The 26,239-nt window shown below is 53.9% G+C and carries 30 protein-coding genes; 26 read left to right on the top strand and 4 right to left on the bottom strand.

The genetic code is table 11. The features are described from left to right. Window position 1 precedes the first annotated feature (1 nt). The 18 genes from yqfD to GYMC52_RS12610 all read left to right on the top strand — a co-directional run bounded on the left by yqfD (window position 2) and on the right by GYMC52_RS12610 (window position 17,421). Window positions 2-1,189 (top strand): sporulation protein YqfD, encoded by a 1,188-nt coding sequence (gene yqfD / locus GYMC52_RS12690; protein WP_011231974.1) that lies wholly within the window; start codon window positions 2-4, stop codon window positions 1,187-1,189. A gap of 2 nt (window positions 1,190-1,191) precedes the next feature. After that, a complete protein-coding gene (locus GYMC52_RS12685) occupies window positions 1,192-2,154 on the top strand; it encodes a PhoH family protein (protein WP_013524161.1) in 963 nt (320 codons plus the stop codon). 49 nt (window positions 2,155-2,203) lie between these two features. Beyond that, on the top strand, window positions 2,204-4,306 hold the full coding sequence (locus GYMC52_RS12680) for an HD family phosphohydrolase (protein ID WP_013524160.1): 2,103 nt from the start codon (window positions 2,204-2,206) through the stop codon (window positions 4,304-4,306). Next, window positions 4,303-4,773, top strand: a complete 471-nt coding sequence (ybeY, locus tag GYMC52_RS12675) for an rRNA maturation RNase YbeY (protein ID WP_011231971.1) — start codon at window positions 4,303-4,305, stop codon at window positions 4,771-4,773. Before GYMC52_RS12680 ends, ybeY begins: the two co-directional genes overlap by 4 nt. Continuing rightward, window positions 4,773-5,126, top strand: coding sequence for a diacylglycerol kinase family protein (locus GYMC52_RS12670; RefSeq protein WP_013144712.1), 354 nt, complete (start codon window positions 4,773-4,775; stop codon window positions 5,124-5,126). Before ybeY ends, GYMC52_RS12670 begins: the two co-directional genes overlap by 1 nt. 122 nt (window positions 5,127-5,248) lie before the next feature. Then, window positions 5,249-5,647, top strand: a complete 399-nt coding sequence (locus GYMC52_RS12665) for a cytidine deaminase (RefSeq protein WP_013144713.1) — start codon at window positions 5,249-5,251, stop codon at window positions 5,645-5,647. After that, window positions 5,640-6,548: a GTPase Era gene (era, locus tag GYMC52_RS12660; RefSeq protein ID WP_013144714.1), complete on the top strand. Its 909-nt coding sequence runs from the start codon at window positions 5,640-5,642 to the stop codon at window positions 6,546-6,548. Before GYMC52_RS12665 ends, era begins: the two co-directional genes overlap by 8 nt. Window positions 6,549-6,649: 101 nt before the next feature. Beyond that, window positions 6,650-6,793: a YqzL family protein gene (locus tag GYMC52_RS18210; RefSeq protein ID WP_011231967.1), complete on the top strand. Its 144-nt coding sequence runs from the start codon at window positions 6,650-6,652 to the stop codon at window positions 6,791-6,793. Between the two features lie 31 nt (window positions 6,794-6,824). Next, a complete protein-coding gene (gene recO / locus GYMC52_RS12655) occupies window positions 6,825-7,613 on the top strand; it encodes a DNA repair protein RecO (protein WP_011231966.1) in 789 nt (262 codons plus the stop codon). Between the two features lie 72 nt (window positions 7,614-7,685). Further along, window positions 7,686-8,309 carry a helix-turn-helix transcriptional regulator gene (locus tag GYMC52_RS12650; protein ID WP_272945229.1) on the top strand — a complete coding sequence of 208 codons (624 nt, stop codon included), beginning with the start codon at window positions 7,686-7,688 and terminating at the stop codon, window positions 8,307-8,309. Between the two features lie 22 nt (window positions 8,310-8,331). Next, complete coding sequence (locus GYMC52_RS12645; protein WP_011231964.1) at window positions 8,332-9,132, top strand: pyruvate, water dikinase regulatory protein; 801 nt, start codon at window positions 8,332-8,334, stop codon at window positions 9,130-9,132. A 532-nt stretch (window positions 9,133-9,664) separates the two neighbouring features. Further along, the gene (gene dnaG / locus GYMC52_RS12640; RefSeq protein WP_013524159.1) at window positions 9,665-11,461 is read left to right on the top strand and encodes a DNA primase; all 1,797 of its coding nucleotides are present in this window, start codon (window positions 9,665-9,667) and stop codon (window positions 11,459-11,461) included. 129 nt (window positions 11,462-11,590) lie between these two features. After that, entirely contained in the window at window positions 11,591-12,871 is a 1,281-nt protein-coding gene (locus GYMC52_RS12635) for an IS110 family transposase (RefSeq protein ID WP_012820563.1), read from the top strand. Window positions 12,872-13,266: 395 nt separating this feature from the next. Beyond that, the gene (rpoD, locus tag GYMC52_RS12630; RefSeq protein WP_011231962.1) at window positions 13,267-14,394 is read left to right on the top strand and encodes an RNA polymerase sigma factor RpoD; all 1,128 of its coding nucleotides are present in this window, start codon (window positions 13,267-13,269) and stop codon (window positions 14,392-14,394) included. Between the two features lie 73 nt (window positions 14,395-14,467). After that, on the top strand, window positions 14,468-14,983 hold the full coding sequence (locus GYMC52_RS12625) for a hypothetical protein (RefSeq protein WP_012820511.1): 516 nt from the start codon (window positions 14,468-14,470) through the stop codon (window positions 14,981-14,983). 108 nt (window positions 14,984-15,091) lie between these two features. After that, a complete protein-coding gene (gene cccA, locus GYMC52_RS12620) occupies window positions 15,092-15,454 on the top strand; it encodes a cytochrome c550 (RefSeq protein WP_011231960.1) in 363 nt (120 codons plus the stop codon). 144 nt (window positions 15,455-15,598) lie between these two features. Continuing rightward, entirely contained in the window at window positions 15,599-16,303 is a 705-nt protein-coding gene (locus tag GYMC52_RS12615) for a tRNA (adenine(22)-N(1))-methyltransferase (RefSeq protein ID WP_012820512.1), read from the top strand. Continuing rightward, entirely contained in the window at window positions 16,300-17,421 is a 1,122-nt protein-coding gene (locus tag GYMC52_RS12610) for a Nif3-like dinuclear metal center hexameric protein (RefSeq protein ID WP_012820513.1), read from the top strand. Before GYMC52_RS12615 ends, GYMC52_RS12610 begins: the two co-directional genes overlap by 4 nt. An 81-nt stretch (window positions 17,422-17,502) precedes the next feature. Here the strand turns inward: GYMC52_RS12610 and GYMC52_RS12605 are convergent, their stop codons facing one another. After that, window positions 17,503-18,453 carry a 4-hydroxy-3-methylbut-2-enyl diphosphate reductase gene (locus GYMC52_RS12605; protein WP_012820514.1) on the bottom strand — a complete coding sequence of 317 codons (951 nt, stop codon included), beginning with the start codon at window positions 18,451-18,453 and terminating at the stop codon, window positions 17,503-17,505. A gap of 121 nt (window positions 18,454-18,574) precedes the next feature. Continuing rightward, window positions 18,575-19,105 (bottom strand): VrrA/YqfQ family protein, encoded by a 531-nt coding sequence (gene vrrA, locus GYMC52_RS12600; RefSeq protein ID WP_012820515.1) that lies wholly within the window; start codon window positions 19,103-19,105, stop codon window positions 18,575-18,577. A 154-nt stretch (window positions 19,106-19,259) separates the two neighbouring features. Between vrrA and GYMC52_RS19790 the strand changes: the two genes are divergently transcribed. From GYMC52_RS19790 to GYMC52_RS12590, 3 genes are all read left to right on the top strand, one after another. Next, the gene (locus GYMC52_RS19790) at window positions 19,260-19,430 is read left to right on the top strand and encodes a hypothetical protein (RefSeq protein WP_167337613.1); all 171 of its coding nucleotides are present in this window, start codon (window positions 19,260-19,262) and stop codon (window positions 19,428-19,430) included. 73 nt (window positions 19,431-19,503) lie between these two features. Continuing rightward, window positions 19,504-20,814 carry a DEAD/DEAH box helicase gene (locus tag GYMC52_RS12595; protein ID WP_012820516.1) on the top strand — a complete coding sequence of 437 codons (1,311 nt, stop codon included), beginning with the start codon at window positions 19,504-19,506 and terminating at the stop codon, window positions 20,812-20,814. A gap of 41 nt (window positions 20,815-20,855) precedes the next feature. Then, the gene (locus GYMC52_RS12590) at window positions 20,856-21,755 is read left to right on the top strand and encodes a deoxyribonuclease IV (protein WP_012820517.1); all 900 of its coding nucleotides are present in this window, start codon (window positions 20,856-20,858) and stop codon (window positions 21,753-21,755) included. A gap of 20 nt (window positions 21,756-21,775) precedes the next feature. Here GYMC52_RS12590 and GYMC52_RS12585 read toward each other — a convergent pair whose 3' ends face one another. Next, a complete protein-coding gene (locus GYMC52_RS12585) occupies window positions 21,776-22,036 on the bottom strand; it encodes a DUF2624 domain-containing protein (protein ID WP_012820518.1) in 261 nt (86 codons plus the stop codon). A gap of 96 nt (window positions 22,037-22,132) precedes the next feature. Between GYMC52_RS12585 and GYMC52_RS12580 the strand changes: the two genes are divergently transcribed. The 4 genes from GYMC52_RS12580 (at window position 22,133) to GYMC52_RS12565 (ending at window position 25,139) form a co-directional block, all read left to right on the top strand. Further along, window positions 22,133-23,014, top strand: coding sequence for a YitT family protein (locus GYMC52_RS12580; protein WP_012820519.1), 882 nt, complete (start codon window positions 22,133-22,135; stop codon window positions 23,012-23,014). Between the two features lie 82 nt (window positions 23,015-23,096). Then, window positions 23,097-23,864, top strand: a complete 768-nt coding sequence (locus GYMC52_RS12575) for a metal ABC transporter ATP-binding protein (protein WP_012820520.1) — start codon at window positions 23,097-23,099, stop codon at window positions 23,862-23,864. 25 nt (window positions 23,865-23,889) lie between these two features. Beyond that, window positions 23,890-24,723, top strand: a complete 834-nt coding sequence (locus tag GYMC52_RS12570) for a metal ABC transporter permease (protein ID WP_012820521.1) — start codon at window positions 23,890-23,892, stop codon at window positions 24,721-24,723. Next, entirely contained in the window at window positions 24,720-25,139 is a 420-nt protein-coding gene (locus GYMC52_RS12565; RefSeq protein ID WP_012820522.1) for a Fur family transcriptional regulator, read from the top strand. Before GYMC52_RS12570 ends, GYMC52_RS12565 begins: the two co-directional genes overlap by 4 nt. Before the next feature lie 37 nt (window positions 25,140-25,176). Here the strand turns inward: GYMC52_RS12565 and GYMC52_RS12560 are convergent, their stop codons facing one another. Next, a complete protein-coding gene (locus GYMC52_RS12560; RefSeq protein WP_012820523.1) occupies window positions 25,177-25,743 on the bottom strand; it encodes a nucleotidase in 567 nt (188 codons plus the stop codon). 97 nt (window positions 25,744-25,840) lie between these two features. On the opposite strand from GYMC52_RS12560, the gene GYMC52_RS12555 reads away from it, so the two are divergent. Further along, a complete protein-coding gene (locus GYMC52_RS12555; RefSeq protein WP_011231947.1) occupies window positions 25,841-26,188 on the top strand; it encodes a hypothetical protein in 348 nt (115 codons plus the stop codon). The last annotated feature ends 51 nt before the right edge of the window (window positions 26,189-26,239 follow it).

Here is a 26,239-nt window from a genome sequence, read left to right as displayed (position 1 = left end):
GATGAAAAACGAATGGGTCGACACACTCGCCGGCAGCGTGCGGGTCAAAGCGAGAGGGAAAGGGATCGAACGGTTGATCAACGCCTGCGTCCGCCAAGGGATTGCCGTCTGGAACGTGAAAAAGCATAGCGCGGATACCGCGACGTTTTTCATTAAGCTCAGCGACGTGAAACGGCTGCGCCATGTCGCCCGGCAAAGCGAATGCAAACTTTCGTTTGTCGGGAGAACCGGGCTGCCGTTTTTTTGGCGGCAGGCCTGGCGGAACAGCGGGTTTTGGCTCGGCTTGCTCCTTTTTATCGCGATTGTGTTTTTGCTTTCGAACATCGTTTGGAAGATCGAAATCAAAGGGGCGGCTCCAGAGACGGAGCATCAAATCGCCCGCGAGTTGAAGCGAATGGGAGTCGAGCGCGGCGTATTTCAGTTTCTGCTTGATGACCCGGAGACGCTGCAAAAAAAGCTGACGGAACGCGTTCCGGACATCACGTGGGTCGGCGTTGAGTGGAAAGGGACGTCGCTTCACTTCCGCGTCGTTGAAAAAGAGATTCCGGAGCCGAAAAAACCGATTCCGCCGCGTCATCTCGTGGCAAAAAAAGAGGCGGTCATCGCTGATTTGTTCGTTGAAGAGGGACAACCGCTCGTTTCCGTCAACGACTATGTGCAAAAAGGCCAGCTGCTTGTTTCTGGCATTATCGGCGCTGAAGGGAGGACGAAGTTTGTGCCGGCGTCAGGGAAAGTGTTTGGCGAAACATGGTACAAGTCTACAGTCGTCCTGCCGCTTGAGACGACGTTTCATGTGTTGACCGGCAAGTTCACCGAACGGCATTATGTTGGGATCGGGCGCCTTTTGATTCCCGTTTGGGGATGGAAGAAGCCGGTGTTTGCCCATACCATCGTTGAGACAGAAAAACGGCCGTTTCGTTTTTGGAAATGGGACTTGCCGCTCTATTACGAGCGCATCACGATCCGCGAGGCGGAAGAAGTGAAGCGGCGCTACACGTGGGAAGAAGCGTTCGCGGAAGCGAAAGAGATCGCCCGCCGCGAGCTGCGGGCGAAATTGCCGGAGGAGGCGGCCATTCGCAGCGAAAAAGTTTTGCATCAGGCGAAAGAGAATGGTAAAGTAAGGGTAGAATTGCATTACGAAGTCATCGAAAATATTGCTGTACCACAACCCATCGTCCAAGGAGATTGAGAATGTCAGAGCAGTTCGTTACGATCAGCCAACATGTGCGAAACCCGCAGGAAGCGGCGGCGCTCTTTGGCGTCCATGACATCCATTTAAAGCGGATCGAGGAAGAGCTCGGCGTGTCGATTGTGACGCGCGGGGAAACGGTCAACGTCTCCGGCACGCCGCAGCAAGTTCAGCTCGTTGATGAATTGCTTCGCCATTTATTGATCGTCATTCGCAAAGGGGCGGCGGTCAGCGAGCGCGACGTTCTTTACGCCATTCAGCTTGCAAAAAAAGGAGCGCTTGACGGCCTTGTTCAGCTGTATGACAAGGAGATTACAAAAAACGCCAAAGGGAAGCCGATCCGCGTCAAAACGTTGGGCCAGCGCTATTATGTTGCAGCAATTGAACAGTATGACTTGACGTTCGGCATCGGCCCAGCCGGCACCGGAAAAACGTATTTGGCGGTCGTCATGGCGGTCAAGGCGTTAAAAAACGGCAGCGTCAAGCGCATCATTTTGACTCGTCCGGCCGTTGAGGCCGGAGAAAGCCTCGGCTTTTTGCCAGGCGACTTAAAAGAGAAGGTTGACCCGTATTTGCGCCCGCTGTATGATGCCTTAAACGATGTGTTGGGAGCGGAGTATACGCAGCGGTTGATTGAGCGCGGCACGATTGAAATCGCCCCACTCGCCTACATGCGCGGCCGGACGCTGGAGGATGCGTTCGTCATCCTTGACGAGGCGCAAAATACGACGCCAGCGCAAATGAAAATGTTTTTGACCCGGCTCGGCTTCGGCTCGAAGATGGTCATTACCGGCGATATTTCCCAAGTCGACTTGCCGAAGGGCGTCGAATCGGGGCTTTCGGTCGCCAAGCGCATTTTGGCCTCCATTGGCGGCATCGCCTTTGTGTTTTTGGAACAGTCGGATGTCGTTCGCCATCCGCTCGTCGCGAAAATTATTGACGCCTATGATGAGGCGGGCTTATAGAACGAGAGCGACGGGATCGGTCTTTTCTTGCAAAGCGAGGGGAAAACCGGTGGGAAGGTTTCGTTTTTTTCTTGAGCGGACAAAAACAGTCCGCTTTGTCCGCTTTTGGCTGTTTTTGCTTTTGGCTGTTCTGTTGTTTGCCGTTTTGTATTGGCAAGTGAAGCCGCGCCAGTATGAGCTGCGCCTGTTTGACGTCGCTAAGGAAACGATCCGTTCGCCGGTGACGGTCGAGGACAAAGAGGCGACCGCCAAGCTGAAAGAAGAGGCGGCGGCGAAAGTAGCGGATGTCTATACGTTAAAAAAAGAATATGCCGAAAACCGGGTCGACCTTCTTTCCTCGCTGTTTGCTGCAATTGAGAGCGTGCAGCACGAGGCGGAGCCGGACCGCTCGCTCGGCGATATGATCGCCAAACTTGAGGAACGGCTGCCGCCGGAATGGCTTGCCTATCTGTCTGCCGCTGAATGGCAACGGTTGCTTGCCGTCTCGCCGGAGGAGCTCAAGACGGCGAAGGAAGCCGCCTTGACCGCGGTGCATGCCGTCATGAGCGAGCGCATTTCCCAAGCGGAACTTGACACGGCGCGGGCGGAAGCGGCCAAAGAGCTTGAATACGCTGCGCTGTCGCCGCCGCTTCGCGAGGCGGTCGCGAAGCTTTGCCGACAGGCGGTCATTCCGAACGTCGTCTACGATCGGGCGGCGACGGAAGAAAAACGGCGGCAGGCGATGGATGAAGTGAAGCCGGTGAAAATTTTGCAAGGGCAAGTGATCGTCGAGGAAGGACAGTTTATCACGAATGATGTTTACCGCCGGCTCGAGCTGGTCGGCTTGCTTGAGAGCGGGCGTCCGTCTTGGACCGCCGCTGGGCTTTTGGTGTTCGTTTTGTTGCTGCTTGCTCCGCTCATTTACTATTTTCGGACGGAAACGACGAATGAAAAGCTGTCGCTTTATACAGCCATTTTTGCGTTGATGATGACGACAATGGCGCTCATTCGCCTTCTGCCATCTAGCGGCGCTGTTTCCATCGGTTACCTTGTGCCGGCGGCGTTCGGGCCGATGCTCGTCCGCATTTTGCTCGGAGAGCGGCTCGCGATGATGACGACCATCATCGGAGCAGTGTGCGGCAGTTTGCTGTTCAATGAGGAAATTGGAACGGCCGGCGCGGTGTCGGTGTCATTGATTGTTTACTTTCTTGCCGGCGGCTTGGCCGGGACGTTTTGTCTGCCAAAGGAGCTGGCGAAAGCGAACATTTGGCGGGCCGGCGTGTTTGTCGCCGCGGTCAATATCGTTTCGCTTTTTTCGCTGTTGCTGTTAAAAAACGGCCGCTATTCGCCGACGGAAATCGGTTTGTTGGTGCTGATGGCGGCGGCCTCAGGGGTTTTTTCTGCCATTTTGACGATTGGTCTCTTGCCGGTGTTGGAGGCGGCGTTTGGCATTTTGTCGCCGCTTCGGCTCATTGAACTGTCCAATCCGAACCATCCGCTCTTGCGCAAGTTGCTCACTGAAGCGCCGGGGACGTACCATCATAGCATTATGGTCGCCAATTTGGCCGAATCGGCGTGCGAGGCGATCGGCGCCGACGGCTTGCTGGCGCGCGTCGCCTGCTACTACCATGACATCGGCAAGACGAAGCGGCCGCGCTATTTCATCGAAAATCAAATAGGCGGCAATCCGCATGACCATTTGTCGCCGCAGTTGAGCAAAAATATTATTATCGCCCATGTCGCCGACGGCGTCGCTTTGCTGCGCAAGCACCGGCTGCCGAAGGAGATCATCGACATCGCCGAACAGCACCACGGCACGACGCTGCTGAAGTATTTTTATCATAAGGCGCGCGAGCAAACCGAGTTTGTCTCGGAAGCGGAGTTTCGTTATCCCGGGCCGAAGCCGCAGACGAAAGAAGCGGCGGTCATCAACATCGCCGACAGCGTCGAAGCGGCTGTTCGCTCGCTATCCAACCCGTCGCAGGAAAAAATCGAGAAGATCGTCCGGTCGATCATCGCTGATCGCTTGCAGGACAACCAGCTGAACGAGTGCGACATTACGCTGAAGGAGTTGGAACTCGTCGCCCGTTCGCTTTGCGAGACGTTAAACGGCGTCTTCCATTCGCGCATCGAATACCCAGAAGTACGAAAGGAAAAGGTGAAGCATGCATGACCATTCACATTGATTTTCTAGATGAAACGAACGAGGTGACCGCTGAGCAAATCGAGACGATCGAGCGGCTGCTCGCTGAGGCGGCGGCCCTTGAAAACGTGCCGGACGGGGCGGAAGTGAGCGTCACATTTGTGGACAACGAACGCATCCGCGCGATGAATCGCGACTATCGCGGCAAAGATGCGCCGACCGATGTGCTTTCGTTTGCTCTTGAGGAGGAAGGGGAAGAAGAGGTTCACATCGTCGGCGCTGATATGCCGCCGGTGCTCGGCGATATCGTCATTTCGATTCCGAAGGCGAAAGAGCAGGCGGCGGCCTATGGGCATTCGTTCATGCGCGAGCTCGGGTTTTTGGCTGTGCACGGTTTCTTGCACCTGCTTGGTTACGATCATGGGACAGAAGAGGAAGAGCGCGTCATGTTCGCCAAGCAGGAAGACATCTTGGCGAGGTTCGGGTTGACAAGATAATGCGCGGCAAACGAGAGCGAGACCGGTTTGCTTGGGCGTGGGCGGGAATGAAGGCGGCGGTGAAAGAGGAAGCTCATTTGCGCTTCCACTTGGCGGCCGCTGTTGTCGCCTTTGCCGCCGGGTGGGTCGTTGGGCTGTCGCGCTGGGAGTGGATCGTGCTGCTCATGACAGTCGGCCCGGTCATTGCGCTTGAGCTCGTCAACACGGCTATTGAGCGCGCCGTCGATTTGGCGACGGGTGAGTTTCATCCGTTGGCGAAAGCGGCGAAAGACATCGCTGCCGCGGCGGTGCTCGCGGCGGCCGGATTTGCGGTTGTGATCGGCATTTTGCTGTTTTGGCCGCATCTTCGTTAAACGAATAAGAGAGAAAATTCTAATTTTTCTGTTACATTTTGATTTCAAATGATGAAATGGATGGCGTTTTTTTGTAAAATAAAAGAAAGCAGCGTTTGCTTGCAGGAAAGGAAGAGTCACTCGTGGAGATTGAGCAGCTCATTGCCGAAGCGAAAAAAGCGCGCGAACTCGCCTACGTGCCGTACTCGAAGTTTCCAGTCGGCGCCGCGCTGTTGACGAAAGGCGGCAGTGTGTACCGCGGCTGCAACATTGAAAACGCCGCCTACAGTGTGTGCAATTGTGCGGAGCGGACCGCGTTGTTTAAGGCATATTCGGAAGGGGAGAAGGAGTTTACTGCTCTTGCGGTCATCGCCGACACTCCCCGCCCGGTGCCGCCGTGCGGCGCATGCCGCCAAGTGATCGCCGAACTTTGCCACGGCGATATGAAAGTCATTTTAGCCAACCTCAAAGGCGATGTGAAAGTCATGACAGTCAGCGAATTGCTGCCAGAAGCTTTTTCAGCGGAGGATTTGCATGCGTAAAGAAGGATACAAATCAGGATTTGTTGCCATTATCGGAAGACCAAACGTAGGAAAGTCGACGTTTTTAAACCGCGTCATCGGGCAAAAAATCGCGATTATGAGCGATAAACCGCAAACGACGCGCAATAAGATTCAAGGCGTGTACACGGACGATGACGCGCAAATCATCTTTATCGACACGCCTGGGGTGCACAAACCGAAGCATAAGCTCGGCGACTTTATGATGAAAGTGGCGCTCAATGCGCTTCGCGAAGTCGATTTGATTTTGTTTATGGTCAATGCCGAGGAAGGATTTGGGCGCGGTGAGGCGTTCATCATCGAACGGCTGAAAGAAGTGGATACCCCGGTGTTTTTAGTCATCAATAAGATCGACCGCGTCCATCCGGATGAATTGCTGCCGCTCATTGACCGATACAAAGATTTGTACCCGTTTGCTGAAATCGTGCCGATTTCGGCGCTTGAAGGGAACAATGTCGACCGCCTGCTTGAGCAAATTAAAGAGCGGCTGCCGGAAGGGCCGCAATATTATCCGCCGGACCAGATTACTGACCATCCGGAGCAGTTTATCATCGCCGAGCTCATTCGCGAGAAAGCGCTTCACTTAACGCGCGAGGAAGTTCCGCACTCGATTGCTGTCGTCGTCGAACGCATCGAGCGGCGAGAAGGATCAGGAACGGTGTACATTAGCGCGGTGATCGTGGTGGAGCGCGATTCGCAAAAAGGAATCATCATCGGCAAGCAAGGCCGGATGCTGAAGGAAATCGGACAGCGGGCGCGCGCTGACATCGAAGCGCTGCTTGGGTCAAGAGTGTTTTTGGAACTGTGGGTCAAAGTGCAAAAAGACTGGCGCAACCGCCTTTCGCAGCTGCGTGATTTCGGGTTCCGTGAAGACGAGTATTGACGGTTAGAAAATTTTACGCGACATAAACCGTTTTTGCCTGAGCCAACCTATAGGTAGACCACCAATACGCAATGCCTGCAGGCGGAAAGAGGTGTCATTCCATGCTTGAGTTTACGTGGAAGTTGTTTAGCCAAACAGGCAATATCGACACGTACCTCCTATTTAAAGAGTTGGAACGAGAGCAACAGTTTGGCGGTGAAGAGCAAAACGCTGAACAGAAAGAAATCGACCAGCCGATCTCGTAGCATCGTTGTTGGTAGAAGCGGTGGTGATGGGATGTTCGAAACGTGTGAAGCGATCGTCATGCGGACGGTCGATTATGGCGAAACAAATAAAATTGTCACATTGTTTACCCGAGAATGGGGAAAGGTGGCTGCGATGGCAAGGGGAGCGAAAAAGCCAAGCAGCCGCCTTTCTGCTGTTACGCAGCCGCTCTCATACGGCCATTATGTCATCCGCCGCAGCCGCGGCGTCGGCGTTCTTCACCAGGGAGAGCTCATCGACTCGATGCGGGCGCTGCGCGAAGATTTGTTTGCCGCCGCCTATGCGGTGTATATTGTAGAGCTCACCGACAAAAGCACGGAAGAGCAAAAGCGCAATCCGTACTTGTTTGAGCTTCTTTTGCAGACACTACAATATATGAGCGAAGGCCGCGATTTAGAGATTTTGACGTTCATTTACGAAATGAAAATGCTTGCAGTGCTTGGCATTCCGCCGGTGCTGGACCGTTGCGCCCGCTGCGGGGCGACGGAGGGGCGCTTCTCGTTTTCCGTCAAGGAGGCGGGCTTCCTTTGCCATCGCTGTGAGGCGTCCGATCCCCATCGGTTCCCGCTCTCTTCGGCTTCCGTCCGGCTGTTGCGCCTCTTTTTTCATATCGATCTTGCTCGGCTTGGGTCCATATCGGTGAAAGAAAGCACAAAGATGGAGCTGGGCGCCGTATTGTCCGCCTATTATGATGAATATGCCGGCCTGTCGCTGAAGACGAAGCGTTTTTTGCAGCAAATCGGTGAACTGAAAGACAAGCTCAGCCCAGACGGAGGGCAAGGAGCATCATTTTCATTGTGAATGGGGCGTGTAGTATAATATAAATGAGAGTGATAGCGTGTGGGACCTTTTTTGGCAAGGTGGTGAACGACGATCGAACTAAATAAACGCCAAGAGCAGATTTTGCAAATTGTGAAAGACTACGGGCCGATCACCGGAGAAAGCATCGCTGAGAAACTGAACTTGACGAGGGCGACGCTGCGGCCGGATTTGGCCATCTTGACGATGGCTGGCTACTTGGAAGCGCGGCCGCGCGTCGGCTATTTCTATACGGGAAAAACCGGCAAGCAGCTGTTCGCCGATAAAATGAAAAAGATGAAAGTCGAGGATTACCAATCGATTCCGGTTGTCGTCAATGAGAATGTGAGCGTCTATGATGCGATCGTCACAATGTTTCTAGAGGACGTCGGCACGCTGTTTGTCGTCGATGACGAGTCGTTGCTTGCGGGCGTTTTGTCGCGCAAAGATTTGTTGCGCGCAAGCCTTGGCAAGCAGGAACTGACGGCGATCCCGGTCAATATTATTATGACGCGGATGCCGAACATCGCCGTTTGCTACAAGGACGACCCGCTCATTGACGTGGCTGAACAGCTGATTGAAAAACAGATCGATGCCATGCCGGTCGTGCGCAAAACGGAGAAAGGATATGAAGTGATCGGCCGTATTACGAAAACGAATATAACGAAAGCATTCGTGTCGCTAGCCAAAGAGGACTAAATCCAAACAAAGGAGGAGAAGAATGAACCAGCGCCTTGTTTACGTCGTATCCGATTCCGGCGGGGAAACGGCCGAGCTTGTCGTCAAAGCGGCGGCCAGCCAGTTTCACGCCTCGCCGATTCAAGTGAAACGCGTCCCGTATGTGGAAGATAAAACGACATTGGCTGAAGTCGTCGCTTTAGCGAAAATGAACCGCGCCATTATCGCGTTTACGCTCGTCGTTCCGGAGATGCGGGAATTCTTGCTCGCCGAAGCGGCGCGCGAAGGGGTCGTCGCATACGATATCATCGGTCCGCTCATTGAAAAGATGAGCCATTTGTTCCAGCTGACGCCAAGATATGAGCCGGGTCAAGTGCGCGTACTTGACGAAGATTACTTCAAAAAGATTGAAGCGATCGAATTTGCCGTCAAATACGATGACGGACGCGACCCGCGCGGCATTTTGCGCGCCGATATCGTGCTCATCGGCGTATCGCGCACATCGAAAACACCGCTGTCGCAATATTTGGCGCATAAGCGGCTGAAAGTGGCGAATGTGCCGATCGTTCCAGAGGTCGAGCCGCCGGAGCAGCTGTTTCGAGTCGGTCCGGGGAAATGCTTCGGTTTGAAAATCAGTCCGGATAAACTGCTTTCGATCCGCCGCGAGCGGCTGAAATCGCTCGGCCTGAACGACCAGGCGATTTACGCCAATATGGATCGAATCAAAGAGGAGCTCGCTTATTTTGATGAAGTCGTGAAAAAAATCGGCTGCGACGTCATCGATGTGACGAACAAGGCGGTCGAAGAGACGGCGAGCATCATTATGAAAAAGTTGAAGCGCTAGCTTCGCCTCATCCGCACGATTTCTTGATTGGAGTCGTGCGTTTTCTTATGGCATATTGCCGCCACTTATATTATAATAAAAAATTGCGAGAAAAATGACCTATATAGGTTTAGAGCGGCCATGAGACGAGTAAACTATTTATAGCCGCTTGTCAAGAAGAACGAAAAAAAGATTTTCGACAAAGTTGTCAATCATTCGGCAAAAAAGCAGGATTTTTTTGCGATGGTGTAGAATAATAGGGGGTGTAAAGCAACCCTTGCTTTGAGAGCGCGGTCATCTGCTGCATAAGATCGTCAAGAAAAAAGTGAAATTTTCTTTTTCTTGCTGAAATATAATATACCGAAGCGCATCTTCGAGATGCACCGCTCTGATGAATCTTTGTCCAGACGGCGGGCTGAGGGGCGGGAAGCGGATGATCAAGCCAGCCGACTTTACGGGCAAGGGGGCGAAACGAACGTTTTGAAAAAATTTGTCGAAATGGAAAGGAAAATCGGCTTGTTGCCGAGAATAAATACGATACGGGGTTGTTCGTATGGGACATCGCATTCCCGAGGAAACGATTGAAGCCATCCGCCGCGGCGTTGACATCGTTGACGTCATTGGCGAATACGTCCAGTTGAAAAAGCAAGGCCGCAACTATTTTGGCTTATGCCCGTTTCACGGAGAAAAGACGCCATCGTTTTCCGTTTCCCCAGAAAAGCAAATTTTCCACTGCTTCGGCTGCGGGGCAGGGGGGAATGCCTTTACGTTTTTAATGGATATCGAAGGCATTCCGTTTGTGGAAGCGGCGAAACGTCTTGCGGCCAAAGCAGGGATCGACTTGTCCGCCTATGAGCTGGACAGCCGCGGGAGTGATGGCAGCCGAGCCGACGAGGCGAAGGCGATGGTCGAAGCACACACGTTGTTGAAACGATTTTACCATCATTTGCTTGTCCATACAAAAGAAGGACAAGCCGCGCTCGATTATTTGCAGGTGCGCGGGTGGACAAAAGAAACGATCGACCGATTTGAAATCGGCTATGCGCCGGATGTTCCTGATGCCGCCGTCAAGCTGCTGGAGAGCCGTTCGTTTCCGTTGGTGTTGATGGAAAAGGCGGGCTTGTTGGTGAAAAAAGAAGACGGGCGATACGTCGACCGCTTCCGGAATCGGATTATGTTTCCGATCCATGATCATCGCGGCGAGACGGTTGGTTTTTCCGGCCGTCTGCTCGGCGACGGGCAACCAAAGTACATGAACAGCCCAGAAACGCCGATTTTCCGCAAAGGCACGCTTTTGTATTTTTTTCACGAGGCGCGCATGTCAATCCGCAAGCGTCAAGAGGCGCTGCTCGTTGAAGGGTTTGCCGATGTCATCTCTGCCGTGCAGGCCGGCGTTGACTATGTGGTGGCAACGATGGGAACGTCGCTGACCGAGGAGCAGGCACGCATTTTGCGCCGCCATGCTGAAACGGTCACGATTTGCTATGACGGCGACAGCGCCGGAACGGAAGCCGCCTGGCGCGCCGCCGAACAATTGAGCGCGTTCGGGTGCCGCGTGAAGGTAGCGTTGCTCCCGGACGGGCTGGATCCAGATGAATATATACGCACTTCTGGCGCCGACCGTTTTGCCGAAGAGATCGCCGCCGCCCGGCCGCTCATGGCGTTTAAAATGGATCGTTTGCGGCGGGGAAAAAATTTGCAGGAAGAAGGCGACCGGCTCCGTTATATCGAGGAAGCGCTCCGAGAAATCAGCAAGCTGTCGAGCCCGGTGGAAAAAGATTATTATATGCGCCAGCTTGCGGATGAGTTTTCGCTGTCGCTCTCCGCGCTTTACGAACAGTTGTCCCGCTCCAAGCCGGAACAGCCAAAGCCGCAGGTGAACGACGGCGGAAAACCGTCCCAGCCGGCATTGACGAAAAAATTGCTTCCGGCCTTTCAAAATGCCGAGCGGTTGCTGCTTGCCCATATGATGCGGAGCCGCGATGTGGCGTTCATCGTTCAGGAGAAGGTCGGCGGCCGATTTAATATCGAAGAGCATCGGGCGTTGGCTGCTTACATTTACGCCTTTTACGAAGAGGGGCATGAAGCCGACCCCAGCGCGCTCATGTCTCGGCTTCCCGGCGAGTTGCGGACGCTGGCGAGCGAGCTGTCGCTTTTGTTGGTCGCAGACGACGTTTCCGAGCGGGAGCTTGCCGATTGCATCCGGCATGTGTTGAATCACCCGAAATGGTTAATGCTAAAGGAAAAAGAGCAAGAAAAGACGGAAGCGGAGCGAAGAAAAGACTTTTTGACGGCCGCCCGCATCGCGAAAGAGATGATTGAGATGAAAAAAATGTTATCTTCTTCATAACATGGTGGTATGAGTTTTTAAAGGAGCATTCCCGTTAGGAGCTTTTCCGGGGACTTGATCAAAAAAAGCCCTCTTGGTATGATGCAGGGGTGTCAAACACATCACTCACCATACCAAGGAGGACTTCAGATGAATTGTACACAAAACTATAAAATTGATCAAGTCACCGAACAAACGCTTGTCGTGGGCATCGATATCGCGAAACGAACCCACTACGCCTGCTTCGTGGATGACCGGGGGCGTGTGCTTCGCAAATCGTTCCCGATCTTCCAGTCGAAAGAGGGCTTTCGCCAGCTGTATGAAGCGATTCAGGAGGCGATGCAAGCGTTCGGAAAGCCGCAGGTGATCGTCGCGGTGGAGCCGACCGGGCACTACTGGTTGAACCTGGCCTACTTCCTCGAGGAGCACGGGATCCCGTTGGTCATGGTCAACCCGGCGCATGTGTGCCGGTCGAAAGAACTCGATGACAACCTGCCGACGAAACATGACGCCAAAGACGCCCTAGTCATCGCCAGACTGGCGAAAGACGGACGATTCCTCGTCCCCCGGCTGCTGCACGAGATCGAAGCCGATTTGCGCGTCGGGAGCACGCTCAAAGAGAAGCTCCGCAAGGAACAGACGGCGGTGAAAAACGCGATCGTCCGCTGGACCGACCGATATTTTCCAGAGTTTTGGACGGTGTTTCGCGACCTGGGGAAAACGGCGCTTTCGGTGCTGGAGTGGACGCCGCTTCCGGCCGATATGGCCAGCCGATCCGCCGAGGAGCTCATCGAGGTGTACCGGCAAAGCGAAGGGCTGAAATGCCCGCAGAAGGCCAAAATTCAGGCGTTGATCGACGCCGCGAAGGACTCGATTGGGGTGACGGAAGGGACGACGATGGCCCGGTTTGAAATCGCCGCGCTCGTCCGCCGATACCGCCAATTGGAGGCTGAGATCGCCGCGTTGGACGCCGAGTTGAAGGCGTTGGTTCAAACGACGATGGAGTATCAATGGCTGAAAACGGTCGACGGGTTGGGAGACGCCACGATCATCGATCTGCTGGCGGAGATCGGCAGCTTCGCCCACTATCGGGACCCGCGTCAATTGGTGAAGTTGGCGGGCCTGACGCTCAAAGAGAACTCCTCCGGCCAGCGCAAAGGGCAAAAGCACATCTCCAAACGGGGACGGAAACGGCTGCGATCGGTGCTGTTTCGGGCGATGATTCCGCTGATCCGGCACAACGAGGCGTTTCGCGAGCTGCATGACTATTACACGACCCGCCCCGTCAATCCGCTGACCGGAAAGCAGTCCATCGTCGCATTATGCCGGAAGCTGTTGAATGTGCTGTTTGCGATTTGTACGAAGAAACAAGCCTTTGACGCGGAGCGAATGAAACAGGACGTCTTGTCCCAGGTGCAACGGGCGGCCTAAGGCCTCCCCCTGCGAACGGAAGAATCGTTGGACAACAGGATGACACCGGAGAAGCTGGCGTGATTTTATCCATTCGACCTTGAGTCCCCAAAGGAGCTTGGCCGGCCTCCGCCTGATGACGAGACCGAACGAGGGAATGTTGGCGCGAAGACGCCCGGAGACATGGGAGGGTTCGTCCTCATCAGCGACGCGGAGATCCAAAGGGTGCATCGAATACGCTTCTCCCCACGGAAGGAAAATATCCCCAGCCGTGGCCGCGAAGCGCACCCTAGGTCTGTAAGATATCCACAAAACTGAAAAAGAATGTAAGGGATTTTGTCGAAAAATATTTTTTGGACACCCCTGAGGGGCCGAAAAGCCTTGATAAATCAACATTTCTAGAGGGAGGTAATGAAATGGCTGAAAAACCAGCCCAATCAAAGCAGGCTGAAGCTGCCGGCGAATCGCTTGAACAAGTGAAAGAGCAACTCGCTGAGCTCGGCAAAAAGCGGGGGATCCTCACCTACGAGGAAATCGCTGAGCGGTTGTCTGGCTTTGATTTGGACTCCGACCAGATGGATGAGTATTATGAATACCTCGCTGAGCAGGGCATTGAAGTGATCAGCGAATCCGACCTTGAGGCCGATCCGGACATCGACGACTTGGCCAAAGAGGAAGAATTCGACTTAAATGACTTGTCCGTTCCTCCCGGCGTCAAAATCAATGACCCGGTGCGCATGTACTTGAAGGAGATCGGCCGCGTGCCGCTGTTGTCGGCGGAAGAAGAAATCGAGCTGGCGAAACGGATCGAGCAAGGCGATGAAGAAGCGAAACGCCGGCTGACGGAAGCGAACCTCCGCCTCGTCGTCAGCATCGCCAAACGGTATGTCGGCCGCGGCATGCTCTTTCTTGATTTGATTCAAGAAGGGAACATGGGGCTGATCAAGGCGGTCGAAAAGTTTGACTATCGGAAAGGCTACAAGTTCAGCACGTACGCGACGTGGTGGATCCGCCAAGCCATCACAAGGGCGATCGCCGATCAGGCGCGGACGATCCGCATCCCGGTTCATATGGTCGAAACGATCAATAAACTGATCCGCGTCCAACGGCAATTGCTCCAAGACCTCGGGCGCGAACCAACGCCGGAAGAAATCGCCGAGGAAATGGATTTGACACCGGAAAAAGTGCGGGAAATTTTGAAAATCGCCCAAGAACCGGTGTCGCTCGAGACGCCGATCGGCGAGGAAGATGACTCGCATCTTGGCGATTTCATCGAAGACCAAGACGCGACATCGCCATCCGAGCACGCTGCTTACGAGCTGTTGAAAGAGCAGCTCGAAGATGTGCTTGATACGCTGACGGATCGCGAGGAAAATGTGCTGCGTCTCCGCTTCGGGCTTGACGACGGACGGACGCGGACGCTCGAAGAAGTCGGCAAAGTGTTCGGCGTGACGCGCGAACGCATCCGTCAAATTGAAGCCAAAGCGTTGCGCAAGCTGCGCCATCCAAGCCGCAGCAAACGGCTGAAAGACTTTTTAGAGTGACCGTTTTGTTCGATAGTTTACTTCTTCGGAAGTAAACTATTTTTTCTTTCTTTATGGGAAAGGTGGTCTATCTATGAATCGGCAACGACGGGAAACGATCATCCAAGAAATCGAATATTGGAAACGTTCGCGCCTTCTGCCGGAACATTATTGCGACTATTTGCTCGCGTTGTACACGGAAGGAGACGCCCGTTCGCACGGACGACGGTGGCGCAGCTCGCTCGCCGCTGGTCTCTGTTTATTGCTTCCAGCCGCTGCTCTTGTCATTTATTTTACTGAATTGTCATTCGTTTTGCAAACGTTCCTTTTCGCCCTATTTTTGGCTGCCTGCTTGTTCTTTTGTTGGCGGTGGCGGAACAAGCGAGAGCTCCTTCACTTTCCGCTCATCGGAAGCGCCTGGATTTTGCTTATGGCATCCATTCTTGAGGTTGATCGGTATTTTCCCAGGCAAACGGGTGCGCTAGTAGCTGTCGTGCTCGGAAACTGTGTTCTCTGGTTTGTTGTCGGCCGCCTGCTTCACCTTCGCTACTTTTCGCTCGCCGCTGTCAGCGGGGCGTTGCTTGTAACCGCCGCCATCTGGTGGCGCTGAGGCGTGTTGTTGCCATTTCGGCAACTTAGGGCTTTTCCTTGTCCATTATTTACAGTAAAATAAAATTGTTTGCAGCGTTCTTCATTATACATAAGGGAGGTAAAAGAGATGAACCGCAATCCGCTCATCCCGTTTTTCATCATCATGGCATTCGGGATTGTGCTGACGTTCGTCTTGTCGTTTAAAGGGCTAGGCGATGCGAAGGAAATGGCCAAAGAGAAAAAAGGCGGCGAAAAAACGGAACAAACGGCCGAATTCAACCCAGAACAGTTTTACCAACAAACGTGTTCTGGCTGTCACGGCCAAAACTATGAAGGCGGCGTCGGTCCATCGTTGAAAGGGGTCGGGCAACGGCTGTCGATGGACCAAATTAAAGACGTCATCCAACACGGGCGCGGCAACATGCCGCCAGGGCTTGTGCCGGCGGATAAAGCCGATGCCATGGCGAAATGGCTCGCCGGTTTAAAATAATGGATGGTGAACATCCCTTTGCTTTTTGGCAAGGGGATGTTTTGTTTAGTACAATAGAGGCGCGCGGTGTTGGAGAGGAAAGGAGGGGAAGGCGAACCGCCTTCGCGCTGCAGGTGGCGGAAGGTTGGTTGCCATTGCGGTGCTATGAACGAATTTCGCCTGTCGAAACGGCTGGAAACGGTCGCCTCATTCATTCCAAAAGGGGCGGTGCTTGCTGACATCGGATCGGATCATGCGTATTTGCCTTGCTATGCCTGCTTGCACGGCTACGCATCAAAAGCCATTGCCGGCGAGGTGGCGGACGGACCGTTCCGCCTAGCGCAGCAGCAAGTCGAGAAGTCCGGGCTTTCTCATCTCATTTCCGTGCGCAAAGGGGATGGGCTTTCGATCCTTGCCCCGGGGGAGGTGAACTGCATCACGATCGCCGGCATGGGTGGGGCGCTTATCGCCCGCATTTTGGGCGACGGAAAGGAAAAGCTTGCCGGTGTCAAACGGCTCATTTTGCAACCGAACATCGGTGCGGAACTTGTTCGCCGTTGGCTTCTTGATCATGGGTGGGAGCTCGTGGCTGAGCGCATTTTGAAAGAAGATGGGCAAATTTATGAAGTACTCGTCGCCGAGCCTGGCGCCCCCCGACGGCCGTATCGCCATCTCGAGGCGGAGCTGCTCCTTGGACCGTTTTTGCGCCGGGAAAACAGCGAGGTGTTCCGCGAAAAGTGGAAGCGCGAGATTGAAAATTGGAAACGGATCATCGCTGATTTGACGGCCAAAGGGCAAAGTGAAGCGGCTGAGCGGAAAAAGCGTGAACTGGAGAGAAAAGTTCAATTGGTGGAGGAGGCGTTGTTATGAGCCGCGTTCCGTACGGTTATGAAATCATTCAGCTTCTTGAGCAGCTTGCTCCGAAACAGTTGGCGATGGAAGGGGATCGGATCGGTCTGCAAATCGGGACGCTAAACAAGCCGGTCAAAAAAGTGATGATCGCTCTTGATGTGCTCGAAGATGTCGTTGTCGAAGCGATCGATCAGCAAGTGGATTTAATCATCGCCCACCACCCGCCGCTGTACCGCCCGCTGAAGCAATTGCTGACTGATGATGGGCACGGGCGGATGATCGCCGCGTGCATCAAGCATGACATTGCGGTGTACGCCGCCCATACGAATTTGGATGTGGCCGATGGCGGTCTGAACGATTGGCTTGCCGAGGCGCTCGGCTTAAACGATACGGCTGTGCTTGTGCCGACGTATACCGAACCGTTGAAAAAGCTCGTTGTTTATGTGCCGGTGACGCATGCTGAGGTGGTGCGTAAGGCCTTAGGCGATGCCGGCGCCGGGCATATCGGCCGCTACAGCCATTGCACGTTCAACAGCCGCGGCGTCGGCACGTTTTTGCCGCACGAAGGAGCGCGGCCGTTCATCGGCGAGCAAGGGCGGCTCGAGGAAGTTGAGGAAGTGCGCATCGAAACGATCGTGCCGGCCTCTCTTGAACGGGAAGCGATTCAGGCGATGCTGGCTGTTCATCCGTATGAGGAAGTGGCCTATGATATCTATCCGCTTGACAATGAAGGCCGCCGCTTCGGGCTCGGGCGCATTGGCCGGCTGCCGCAGCCGGTGACGCTTGGCGCTTTTGCCGAGCAGGTGAAAACGGCGTTTTCCGTTCCGGCGGTGCGCGTCGTTGGCCGGCTGGATGATCTCGTGCAAACGGTCGCGGTGCTTGGCGGGGATGGGAATAAGTTTGTCGCTGCCGCCGCATCGGCCGGGGCGGACGTATACGTGACAGGGGATGTGTATTACCACACCGCCCATGACGCCCAAGCGCTCGGCCTTCACATCATTGATCCGGGACATAATGTAGAAAAAATCATGAAAGAAGGCGTAGCTCGATACTTAATCACTGAGCTCTCGAAACGTCAATGGGGGGCGGAAGTGGTTGCTTCCAGCGTCCATACTGATCCGTTTCAGTTCGTATGAACGGCCAACGAAAAAGGCTGTCCTGGATGAGCGGTTCAACCGTTTGTCCAAGACAGCCTCTCTTTATGGATGAAACAACCGTCACTCTTCTTTCTTTGTTTTCACTTTCGGCAAGATTTTTTGCAGCGGCACTTTCCGTTCCCTCTTCCATGTCGATGGGTCGTTCGGGTCAAACTGCTCCAAAAAGTCGATCACTTCTTTCGTAATCGGCGTCGGGGTGGAAGCGCCGGCGGTGACAGCGACTTTTTTCGCATCTTTAATCCAGTTGATGTCGATTTCCGTCACATCAGCGACGCGATACGCCTTCGTGCCGGCGATCTCTTCCGATACTTGGGCGAGGCGGTTCGAGTTGTTGCTGCGCGGGTCGCCGACGACGATCGTCACATCGGCTTCCTTCGCCTGCTCAGCGACCGCTTCTTGTCGGAGCTGGGTGGCCAGGCAAATTTCTTTATGCATTTCCACGTGCGGGTATTTTTCTTTCACTTTCGCCATGATATCGGCGACGTCCCATTGGCTCATCGTCGTTTGGTTTGTCACCATGATGCGCTCATTGTGAATGGACAGCCGTTCGACATCATCGATGGTTTCCACAAGATGGATTCTTTCCGGATTGATGCCGACCGCTCCTTCCGGTTCCGGATGTCCTTTTTTGCCAATATAGATGATATCGTAGCCATCGGCGAGCTTTTGTTCGATGAGCCGATGCGTTTTTGTCACATCGGGGCATGTCGCATCAATCGTGACAAGTCCCTTTTCGAGCGCTCGTTTTTTCACTTCCGGTGAGACGCCGTGGGCGGTGAAAATGACGGTGCCATGGTCGATTTTTTCCAAAATTTCCAAACGATTTTCTCCATCGAGCGTGATGATGCCTTCTTCGGCAAACGCGTCCGTGACGTGCTTATTATGGACGATCATGCCGAGAATGTAAATAGGACGCGGCAAAGATGGGTCCAACGCCGCGTTGCGGGCGATGACCATTGCATCGACCACCCCGTAGCAATACCCGCGCGGGGTAATTTTAATCACTTCCATCATATTCCCTCCCTGCCGCCGGTTGTGCGGCGGTTGTTCACCTTCCATTATATCGGAGCACCCGGGAGAAGACAAAGAATAACCGCCCTAAACAGAGGGTGCGCTAGGGCGGGGAAAGAAACTAGATATACAGTTTCGGCTTGGACGGCTTCGGGGCGGCCGGTGCTTCTTTTTCTTGCGGCTCTTCGCGCTTTGCCTGCGGAACGGAGCGTTTTTTTGGCGCCTTGGCGGCCGGCTTTTGTTTCGTTTCGTTGGCCGGTGCGCTTTCCGACGTTGTTTCGCCTTCCCCTTCATCGGCCGGTTTCAACTCGCGGAAAATGCGGATCATCGCCGAAAGATTGCGGATGAGCGGTCCATACTGTTGCACCATCGGCATGACGTTTTGTGCGATGCCAAGCATTTTTTGCACGTTGTTTAACATGCCAACCAAGCCGCCGCCCGTGTTGGATGCGGCGGTGTTAGCGGCGTTGGACAGCAACGGCAGCCCCCAAGGAGACGATGCAGCAGCCGGCGGCTGCCCGCGCGAAAACAAGCGGGCCAAGAAGCCGCCGGGGCCGCTGGGGCCAAAAGGCGGCGCCGGCATGCGGGCGAACGGGGATGGCGGCCTTCCGGCAAACGGAGAAGGCATCATCGGGGGCCGACTGTATCTCATAGCAGCTTCCTCCTTTCGGTCGTGCGGATGAACGAATGTCCTCCTTTCTACAATATGCGGGCAAGGCGGGAAAGGTTTGTTGCAGGATCGTCTTTTAGTTGCGGCAGGGGGCAGCGATTCGCTATAATGGTGAAGCGGACGAAGCGGTGCCCATATGCCATTTGAAACGTTCACGTTTACGCTCTTTTATGGAGCCAGCCGGTATTTGATCGACTGTCGGGTGACCGAACCATACCGCTTCCAGACCGATGCATGGATTTGTGAAACGGTTGGTTGTTCCGTCTTCCGTCGCGTCAAAGCTTGCCGCCGACAGTCGGAAAAATAGACGGCACGCTTTTGGGCCAACGAGATGGGAAACCTTCCAGTTGCATTTATTTCATAGAAGGGAGTGGTGCTTCATGGCAGAAACGCAGTTTACTCGTTTTCCGTTTCAACCGTTTATCATCGAAGCGATCAAGACGCTTCGTTTTTATAAACCGACGGAAATTCAAGAGCGCATCATTCCGGGGGCGCTGCGCGGCGAAAGCATGGTCGGCCAATCGCAAACTGGAACGGGAAAAACACATGCGTACTTATTGCCGATCATGGAAAAAATCAAGCCGGAACGCGCCGAAGTGCAAGCCGTCATCACGGCGCCGACGCGCGAGTTAGCGACGCAAATTTACCACGAAACGCTGAAAATTACGAAGTTTTGCCCGAAAGATCGGATGATCGTCGCCCGTTGCTTGATCGGCGGGACGGATAAGCAAAAAGCGCTCGAAAAGCTCAACGTGCAGCCGCATATTGTCATCGGCACGCCGGGGCGCATCAACGATTTCATCCGCGAGCAGGCGCTTGATGTGCATACGGCCCACATCCTTGTCGTCGATGAAGCCGACTTGATGCTCGATATGGGCTTTATCACTGATGTCGACCAAATCGCCGCCCGGATGCCGAAAGACTTGCAAATGCTCGTCTTTTCAGCGACGATTCCGGAAAAGCTGAAGCCGTTTTTGAAAAAATATATGGAAAACCCGACCTTTGTCCACGTCAACCCGAAACAGACGGCGAACGAAAACATCGAACATGTGCTCATCCCGCTGCGCGGACGCGAGAAAACAAAACTTCTTCATGATGTGCTCCTCAGCTACAACCCGTATTTGGCCATCGTATTTGTCAACACAAGGAAAATGGCTGACGAGGTCGCCGACCGTCTCGCTGAGCAAGGATTGAAAGTCGGCGTGCTGCACGGCGATTTGACGCCGCGCGAGCGGAGAAAGATGATGAATCTCATCCGCGATTTGGAGTTTCAATATGTCGTCGCGACCGATTTGGCGGCGCGCGGCATCGATATTGAAGGCGTCAGTCATGTCATCAACTACGAGTTGCCTGATGATCTGCAGTTTTATATTCACCGCGCCGGACGGACGGCGCGCGCTGGCTATAGCGGCATTGCGGCGACGATTTACGAGCCGTCTGACCAAGATGCGATTGCCCGATTGGAAAAAATGGGAATTTCGTTTGTCCACCGTGATCTCGTGCGCGGCGAATGGAAGGAGCTGCCGCCGTGGAACCGGCGGAGCAAGCGGGCGGGCGAAAAGGATGACGAACTGGCGCTGCTTTTCGCCAAACTGAAAAAAACGAAGCAGGTGAAGCCGGGCTACAAAAAAAAGCTGCGCGCGGAGCTGGAGAAGAAGAAAAAGCGGCTTGGCCGCTTCAAAAAATCATAATCGCCGTCCGCCTTTAACGCAAAGAAAAGGGAGAGAAGAACATGTTAAAAATCGGTTCACATGTTTCCATGAGCGGAAAGAAAATGCTGCTGGCCGCCAGCGAAGAAGCGGCCTCCTACGGAGCGAACACGTTTATGATTTACACTGGGGCGCCGCAAAACACAAAGCGCAAGTCGATTGAAGAGCTCAACATCGAAGCCGGGCGCAAGCATATGCAAGCGCACGGCATCGAAGAGATTGTCGTCCACGCCCCGTATATCATCAATATCGGCAATACGACCAATCTCGATACGTTTTCGCTGGGCGTCGACTTTTTGCGCGCGGAAATCGAGCGGACGGAAGCCATTGGAGCCAAACAGCTCGTGCTCCATCCAGGCGCTCACGTCGGCGCAGGGGTGGAAGCTGGACTTCGCCAAATTATTCGCGGCCTGAATGAAGTGTTGACGCGCGAACAGACGGTTGAAATTGCCCTAGAAACGATGGCCGGCAAAGGGTCGGAATGCGGGCGGACGTTTGAGGAGCTCGCGTACATTATCGACGGCGTCGCCTATAATGATAAGCTGTCCGTTTGCTTTGATACATGCCATACGCATGACGCCGGCTATGACATTGTTAACGATTTTGACGGCGTCCTTGAGGAGTTTGACCGGATCATTGGTCTTGAACGGTTGAAAGTGTTGCACATCAACGACAGCAAAAACCCGCGCGGCAGCCGGAAAGACCGCCATGAAAACATCGGTTTCGGCCATATCGGGTTTGCTGCGCTCAACTATATCGTCCATCACCCGCAGCTTGAGGATATTCCGAAAATTTTAGAAACCCCATACGTGGGCGAAGACAAACACAACAAAAAGCCGCCGTACAAGCACGAAATCGCCATGCTGCGGGCGCAGTCGTTCGATGACCAGTTGCTTGAAAAAATCAACGCTGGGGCGGAATGAGAAAAGGGCTATGCGCCCTTTTATTTTTTTTGCACGAATTTCAAAAACAGTTCGTTCGCCTTTCGAGCGATGTCCGGTGACGTGATTTTCGCTAACTCTCGCACCCATTTTTTCCGTTCCTCAGGGTCAAAGACGTTAATGTCGTTCGTTCGGGCGAGATGAAGAATTTGTTTCGCTTGGCTCGTCGTGATGGGCAAGCCGTACTCTCGGCTGTACGAAACGAGTTCTTCCGGAGTGATCGTTTTTAATTTTTGCTTGACAAGCTGTTGGTAAATGTTCATCGCAGCCGCCTCCTTGCTTCTGTTCCATCATATGACGTGAATGGAAAAGGCGTGTATGGTATAATGGAAAAAAACAAAAAGGGAAAGGGTGGTAGTTTGGCGCCAAAACAGCATAAAAAAGAACCGCTAGGCCATGTGTTGTATCGGGTGTTGATGATCGCCATCGGCGCCTCTTTGGCGGCGTTTGCCATCGAGCGGCTGCTCGTTCCAAACAAAATGATCGACGGCGGCATCATTGGCATATCGCTGATTCTGGACTACTTGACTCCGGACGAATGGCGGCTGCTCAATTTCGCCACGCTCGTCATCCTCTTAAACGTCCCGTTCATGTATTTCGGCTATAAGCAAATTGGGAAAACATTCATGCTGTCAACGATTTTAGGCGTCGTGATCCTCGGCGTCACCGAACGGCTGTTTCACCATTTTTCCCCGCTGACAACCGAGCCGATTTTGGCCACCGTTTTTGGCGGGTTGTCGCTCGGTCTTGGCGTCGGATTGGTCATCCGTCATGGCGGATCGCTCGATGGGACGGAAATTTTAGGAATTTTGATGACGAAAAGAATCCCGTTTTCGGTCGGCGAGTTTGTCATGTTTGTCAACGTTTTTATTTTTGGCTGGGCGGCGTTTGTGTTTGGCCTCGAGCCAGCCATGTATTCGGTGATGACGTACTACATCGCCTCAAAAACGATCGATGCGGTCATTGAAGGGCTTGACGAGACGCGGGCGGCCTTTATTGTGACCGATCATTATGAGGAAATTTCCGACGCCATTTTGCACCGGCTCGGCCGCGGGACGACGAAATTGCTCGGCAAAGGCGGATATACGGACGAGCAAAAGGAAATCATTTATGCAGTCGTCACGCGCTTGGAAGTGACAAAACTAAAATCGATCGTCAATGAAATCGACCCCGATGCGTTCATCACCATTATGCCGACGCATGAAGTGCGCGGCGCCCGCTTTAAATCAGCGATTCATTGAGGTTTACAAAACGCGGATGGTGGGGTATACTTGCATAGTGAAGCAAATCGGAATGATTCTGAATTAGCAAGGGAGAACCGCCATGGAAAATGGGCTTGTTGTGCAAATTGAGGATGTGTCGTTCCGCTATGAAAACGAGAACGTGCTTGAGCATGTTAGTTTAACCGTGCCGAAAGGGGCATTTTTAGGATTGGTCGGACCGAACGGCTCGGGAAAATCGACGCTGCTCAAATGTGTGCTCGGCTTGTTAAAACCGAACAGCGGCCGCATTTTTTTGTTCGGCGAGCCGATTGAATCGTTTCGCGAATGGCATCGGATCGGTTTCGTGTCGCAAAAAGCGAACAGCTTCAACCGCAGCTTTCCGGCGACGGTTGAGGAAGTGGCGGCGAGTGGGGTGGCGGCCAAACGCGGCTTATTTCGGCCGCTGACAAACGAAGACCGCCGTGCGGTCGAAGCGGCGCTCGCGGCCGTTGGGTTGAGCGGCCTGGCAAAGCGCAATATCGCGGAGCTGTCCGGCGGCCAGCAACAACGGGTATTTATCGCCCGCGCACTGGCGAGCAAGCCGGATTTGCTCATTTTAGACGAGCCGACGGTCGGCGTGGATGCGCGCCATGTGCACGAATTTTACGAACTGCTCGGCGACTTGAACCGCCGCGGCTTGACGCTTATCTTAGTGACGCATGACATCGGGACGATCACGGACCGGGTGACCGATATCGCCTGTTTGAACAAGCGCCTCTATTTCCATGGAAAGGCGGAAGAGTTCGAACATCTTGGCAACGAGGCGATTTCGCAGTTTTATGGCCATCCGCTCCACGTCCTCTCTCACGAGCATGAACGGGCGGAATGAAACGGTGACGGTGGAGGAATGACACGTGTGGGAAGCCATTTGGCAATACGAATTTTTGCGCAATGCGTTTGTTGCCGGCGTTTTGACCGGTTTTACGGCGCCCTTGCTCGGCGTTTTTATTGTCGTTCGGCGGCTGTCGCTCATCGCTGATGCATTGAGTCATGTGACGCTTGCGGGCATTGCCGCCGGGCTCTTGCTTGAAAAAACGATTCCGGCAGCCGCGAGCTGGAACCCGCTTTACATCGGAATGGGGTTTTCCGTCGTCGGGTCGCTGTTTATCGAAAAGCTGCGCGCTGTGTATCGGCATTATGAAGAGCTTGCGATTCCAATCGTGTTGTCGTCCGGTCTTGGCTTGAGCGTCATTTTCATTTCGATGGCCAACGGGTTTACGACCGATTTGTTTTCGTATTTATTCGGCAGCGTCAGCGCCGTCAGCCGTGCTGACGTTTGGACAGCGTTTGCTGTCGCCGCAGCTGCCGCGATGGTGATTTTGACGTTTTACAAAGAGCTGTTTCTTCTTTCCTTTGACGAGGAATACGCCCGTGTCTCCGGCGTTCGCACCACATTGATCCATTTTTTGTTTATTGTGCTTGTTGCGCTCGTCATTGCTGCATCGATGCGCATCGTCGGCGTGCTCCTCATCTCGTCGCTCATGACGCTGCCGGTGGCGGCGAGCATCCGCATCGCCAAAAGTTTTAAACAGGTGATCGGGCTTTCGATTTTGTTCGGGGAGCTGGCCGTCATCGCCGGGCTTTGGGCGGCGTATGAGCTAGACTGGGCGCCGGGTGGAACGATCGTCATCGCAGCGGTTGTCATTTTGCTTTTCGCACTCGGATGGAAAAGGGGGCGGCAGCGATGAATATCGACGAAGCGTTGCAGTTGATGAAAGAGAAAGGATTTAAATATACGGAAAAACGGAGACAAATGCTTGAGTTGTTTGCCGAAAGCGACAAATACTTGACGGCCAAAGACGTGCTTGAAGCGCTCCGTCCCGTCTATCCGGGCTTGAGCGTTGATACCGTGTACCGCAATTTGTCGCTCTTTACGCTGCTTGGCATTTTGGAAATGACCGAGCTTTCCGGGGAGAAACATTTCCGTTTTGCCTGCGGCGCCCGCCGCCACCACCATCATGTCATTTGCATCCAGTGCGGAAAAACGAAGAAGATTGACGCTTGTCCGATGGATGGGCTTGCGGCGCAGCTCGATGGGTATGAGATCACTGACCATAAGTTTGAAATTTACGGCACATGCCCGCAATGTCAACAGAGGGGCTGATCCCAAAACGCATTCGCGTTTTGGATCAGCCCCTTGTTTATGGCCGGAGGCGCTGTTCGATTTCTCGCTTTGCTTCAAGCCAGTTATTGACGCGGATGACGTTTTCGGGGAGCGGGCCTTGGTTGTACGGAGTGTCAAACAAAATGACGGGAATGCCGCATGTTTCGGCGATTTCGCAGGCATTATCGTACTTGTCTTCAAAGAAGGCCGACAGCTTATATTGGCGGACGGCGGCGATTTTGTCGTGCGACCCAATCAGATCAATATGGTGGTAATGGACGCCGTGCCGCCGGAACCAGCGCTCGGTGAGACCGTACAAATGGCGGCCACGGGCGCTGATGTAATACAGCTCGTATTTGTCTTTCCAGCTGTCAATCACCTCAAGCGCATAGCGGGCAAGCGGAGCCCTCTCATAAATATCCGCTTCGTTTTCCTCAAGCCAGCGGTCCATTTCTTCCTCCGCCACGCCGTATAACGGCGCCAAATTGTATTGCGTAATGTCGTTTAATGCGAGCTCTTTGCCGAATGCTTCGTTTAAATACGGAATGAACGTGCTCGGACATGTCACCGTGCCGTCAATGTCGATGCCAAGCCGTTTTTTCACCGCTTCATCCTCCTGTTAGAAAATATTCACACTGATAAAATAACGGCGGTTTCTCATACTAATAATGCTTCTTACTTTAGGAAAGCGAGGGAAGCATATGGCAGACGACCGCGAGCGCACGTATAACGGAAGTTACGTGCAATCGATCGGAAAAGAGGAACCAGAACGCAATTTTATGGAAGAAACAGCGGCGGAAGTCGCTGAACCGATTCGCCGCGGCGACGAACGGGACGAAGAACGCGCGGACGGCGCCGGGCTCGGCTGGCTCGCTTTGGCCCTGTCCATCATCGCCTTGTTTATTTGGCCGATTTTGTTAGGGGCGGCCGGCATTATTGTCGGGTTTATCGCGCGCCGGCGCGGCGCAGAGACGCTCGGTGCGTGGGCCATCGGCATCGGCGTCATCGCGATTCTCGTCCGTCTGTTTATTATGCCGTTTTATACGTAAAAAGCGAGGGTGTCCCCAAGTGGGGACGCCCTTTCTCGTTGTGCAGGAACA

Source organism: Geobacillus sp. Y412MC52 (assembly GCF_000174795.2).
In the GTDB taxonomy this organism is placed as follows: Bacteria; Bacillota; Bacilli; order Bacillales; family Anoxybacillaceae; genus Geobacillus; species Geobacillus thermoleovorans.
The sequence above is the reverse complement of the archived record's forward strand: the minus strand, read 5'-3'. Positions and strand labels throughout refer to the sequence as shown.

Bases quoted from the DNA above. Each gene is read 5' to 3' on its own strand.
- yqfD (WP_011231974.1), top strand. From the start codon at position 2: ATGAAAAACGAATGGGTCGACACACTCGCCGGCAGCGTGCGGGTCAAA.
- GYMC52_RS12685 (WP_013524161.1), top strand. From the start codon at position 1,192: ATGTCAGAGCAGTTCGTTACGATCAGCCAACATGTGCGAAACCCGCAG.
- ybeY (WP_011231971.1), top strand. From the start codon at position 4,303: ATGACCATTCACATTGATTTTCTAGATGAAACGAACGAGGTGACCGCT.
- GYMC52_RS12670 (WP_013144712.1), top strand. From the start codon at position 4,773: ATGCGCGGCAAACGAGAGCGAGACCGGTTTGCTTGGGCGTGGGCGGGA.
- era (WP_013144714.1), top strand. From the start codon at position 5,640: ATGCGTAAAGAAGGATACAAATCAGGATTTGTTGCCATTATCGGAAGA.
- GYMC52_RS18210 (WP_011231967.1), top strand. From the start codon at position 6,650: ATGCTTGAGTTTACGTGGAAGTTGTTTAGCCAAACAGGCAATATCGAC.
- recO (WP_011231966.1), top strand. From the start codon at position 6,825: ATGTTCGAAACGTGTGAAGCGATCGTCATGCGGACGGTCGATTATGGC.
- GYMC52_RS12645 (WP_011231964.1), top strand. From the start codon at position 8,332: ATGAACCAGCGCCTTGTTTACGTCGTATCCGATTCCGGCGGGGAAACG.
- dnaG (WP_013524159.1), top strand. From the start codon at position 9,665: ATGGGACATCGCATTCCCGAGGAAACGATTGAAGCCATCCGCCGCGGC.
- GYMC52_RS12635 (WP_012820563.1), top strand. From the start codon at position 11,591: ATGAATTGTACACAAAACTATAAAATTGATCAAGTCACCGAACAAACG.
- rpoD (WP_011231962.1), top strand. From the start codon at position 13,267: ATGGCTGAAAAACCAGCCCAATCAAAGCAGGCTGAAGCTGCCGGCGAA.
- GYMC52_RS12625 (WP_012820511.1), top strand. From the start codon at position 14,468: ATGAATCGGCAACGACGGGAAACGATCATCCAAGAAATCGAATATTGG.
- cccA (WP_011231960.1), top strand. From the start codon at position 15,092: ATGAACCGCAATCCGCTCATCCCGTTTTTCATCATCATGGCATTCGGG.
- GYMC52_RS12615 (WP_012820512.1), top strand. From the start codon at position 15,599: ATGAACGAATTTCGCCTGTCGAAACGGCTGGAAACGGTCGCCTCATTC.
- GYMC52_RS12610 (WP_012820513.1), top strand. From the start codon at position 16,300: ATGAGCCGCGTTCCGTACGGTTATGAAATCATTCAGCTTCTTGAGCAG.
- GYMC52_RS12605 (WP_012820514.1), bottom strand. From the start codon at position 18,453: ATGGAAGTGATTAAAATTACCCCGCGCGGGTATTGCTACGGGGTGGTC.
- vrrA (WP_012820515.1), bottom strand. From the start codon at position 19,105: ATGAGATACAGTCGGCCCCCGATGATGCCTTCTCCGTTTGCCGGAAGG.
- GYMC52_RS19790 (WP_167337613.1), top strand. From the start codon at position 19,260: ATGCCATTTGAAACGTTCACGTTTACGCTCTTTTATGGAGCCAGCCGG.
- GYMC52_RS12595 (WP_012820516.1), top strand. From the start codon at position 19,504: ATGGCAGAAACGCAGTTTACTCGTTTTCCGTTTCAACCGTTTATCATC.
- GYMC52_RS12590 (WP_012820517.1), top strand. From the start codon at position 20,856: ATGTTAAAAATCGGTTCACATGTTTCCATGAGCGGAAAGAAAATGCTG.
- GYMC52_RS12585 (WP_012820518.1), bottom strand. From the start codon at position 22,036: ATGAACATTTACCAACAGCTTGTCAAGCAAAAATTAAAAACGATCACT.
- GYMC52_RS12575 (WP_012820520.1), top strand. From the start codon at position 23,097: ATGGAAAATGGGCTTGTTGTGCAAATTGAGGATGTGTCGTTCCGCTAT.
- GYMC52_RS12565 (WP_012820522.1), top strand. From the start codon at position 24,720: ATGAATATCGACGAAGCGTTGCAGTTGATGAAAGAGAAAGGATTTAAA.
- GYMC52_RS12555 (WP_011231947.1), top strand. From the start codon at position 25,841: ATGGCAGACGACCGCGAGCGCACGTATAACGGAAGTTACGTGCAATCG.